3 protein-coding genes and 1 pseudogene are annotated in these 1,823 nt (G+C 35.7%); all 4 read right to left on the bottom strand.

Features of this window, described 5'->3' with window-relative positions:
- Positions 1 to 241: 241 nt before the first annotated feature.
- Positions 242 to 469, bottom strand: coding sequence for a hypothetical protein (locus AC1DWN_RS33195; protein ID WP_477563095.1), 228 nt, complete (start codon positions 467 to 469; stop codon positions 242 to 244).
- A gap of 258 nt (positions 470 to 727) precedes the next feature.
- Positions 728 to 1,015 (bottom strand): hypothetical protein, encoded by a 288-nt coding sequence (locus AC1DWN_RS33190; RefSeq protein ID WP_477563094.1) that lies wholly within the window; start codon positions 1,013 to 1,015, stop codon positions 728 to 730.
- 157 nt (positions 1,016 to 1,172) lie between these two features.
- Positions 1,173 to 1,544 (bottom strand): hypothetical protein, encoded by a 372-nt coding sequence (locus AC1DWN_RS33185; protein ID WP_477563093.1) that lies wholly within the window; start codon positions 1,542 to 1,544, stop codon positions 1,173 to 1,175.
- 83 nt (positions 1,545 to 1,627) lie between these two features.
- Positions 1,628 to 1,823: pseudogene (locus tag AC1DWN_RS33180) on the bottom strand (DinB family protein); the annotation flags it as partial.

The raw sequence follows: 1,823 nt of genomic DNA, 5'->3' as shown, positions 1-1,823 counted from the left end.
GCTTATCCTGTAGTCTTCCGAGAGTTTAAAATCCGTCGACCTTCCCATTTTTGCAGTTCTTTCGAGGCTCAATCACACGGCCTACTATCTGACTGTCTACGCTTAAACCGTAAGGTTACCCTTAAAGCTCCAAGACTCGCTATTGGTGACCTGGCTAGAGTCTTCCCAAGCAGGATTTCCACCTGCTAAATGACATGACTTAACTTGACGCACTTAAACTATCCTGCCCGTTAGCTTGATACTATTGGGACACCTTTAGAAAGAGTATTGCTTCATGTTTATAGTTTTCGAGGTTGTTTTCATTAAGCCACGAAGGCTCATCCGTTCTTGATAGATAAAAACGAATTACAGCTTCCGAACCATCAACATCACAACTCACTACAATGATAAATGATTTCTCTGGATAGTTACATGTCCCTGAAGGACTAGTCCTCAATAGCAACTCAGACATTGCTTTATTAGTTTTCATCGTAACCTCCAGGAATGTGTGCTTTATTGAACTAACGTTCCTCGTTAACTCAATCTTTTCTTTTATTACGTCTATATCGAATAAAAAAATATATACAAATTAGAGTGAACCCCATAAAACTGACGTACCTGTAATATTCAGGACTATCAGTCTTCATAAGAGCAGGATAACCAAAAATAATTAAAAGCGGCATTCCACTTGCTAAAAGTAATCTTTCATACATAAGGTTGCCCCCTCACCAATATACTAATTTGCCCGTTACTTCAATAGAAAAATTTCAATCTTATATTTTTCTGCAATTTTAAGAAAAGGTTCCAAGCGTATTAACATGTCTTTTACCTTATCAACATTTTTAAACCAAGTCACAGCATTAACTGAATTGTTATCATCATGATAAGGCGGGTTGGGTAGATTTTGTTCAAGCCATTCTTTGGTGTCCAGATAAAGTTTGCTGTCACTTTCAGAAAGCTTCTCATCATGATATAAGTGATAAATTACAACATATACCATAAGGTTGTTTTGTTTTAGGACTGGAATAATTACCATGGAATCTTAGATACACTTATTAGCCCCCACTCTATAATACGTTTTTTTATTGAGTATATCCGCCTGTTAGCTTTATCAAATGAACAGGTTACCGCAGCGCCTGCTCATCAATGTGTATCATTCAACTAAAGTTCCTCGTTAGCTTAATCGCTTCTCCTCATTCATTTACATCATAACCAATTACTTGTTTCGTAAAAGGATTAAAATAAACTGTTATGGGACCTATTAAACCTTCATTATCGGTATGAAACAGTACACGAACAGCTTTATTACCGTTAATCCATAATAAACTACGATTAATATTTGCAAACGTGTTTCGTTTAGGAATAAACAATTGCTTGATATTTTTTTCTTGTAGAGAGTTAATAGATATTTCGCCTTCCTGCCAATTAATAATGTGTTTATTATGATTAGATTCATCCCAAGCCCTTTTCAAATAGGCTTTTTCATTAATGAAAGTTGTTGATGCCACGATATAAGCACCTATTAGAAATACCAAAATAAATGTAATCCATAATGGTTTCTTCAATCTCAAAATAGCCACCTCACTATAATTCCATATTGAAAATATTCGTGAAGCGATTGAACTATCCTGCCCGTTAGCGGAAAGAGCTATATTACCGTTAAAATTTGATTTCTATGATGATTGTCGTGATCGTTAAATTCGTGAATGATGTAAAGCAGAGAATAGGGTGTGCCAGTATGTGGGCAAATTTCTACTCCACCTGCAGTAACATGTTTAGCAGCAACGTCAGGCTCAGTTAAAAGTTTTTCAACCAGTTGAAGGCGAGTTTGTTTATATTCATAT

Source organism: Paenibacillus sp. P4_A7 (genome assembly GCF_056402455.1).
This window is presented reverse-complemented; position numbering and strand designations above follow the sequence as displayed.

What these genes read in the sequence shown, in the direction of transcription:
- AC1DWN_RS33195 (WP_477563095.1), bottom strand. Translation starts at nt 469, where the DNA reads ATGAAAACTAATAAAGCAATGTCTGAGTTGCTATTGAGGACTAGTCCT.
- AC1DWN_RS33190 (WP_477563094.1), bottom strand. Translation starts at nt 1,015, where the DNA reads ATGGTAATTATTCCAGTCCTAAAACAAAACAACCTTATGGTATATGTT.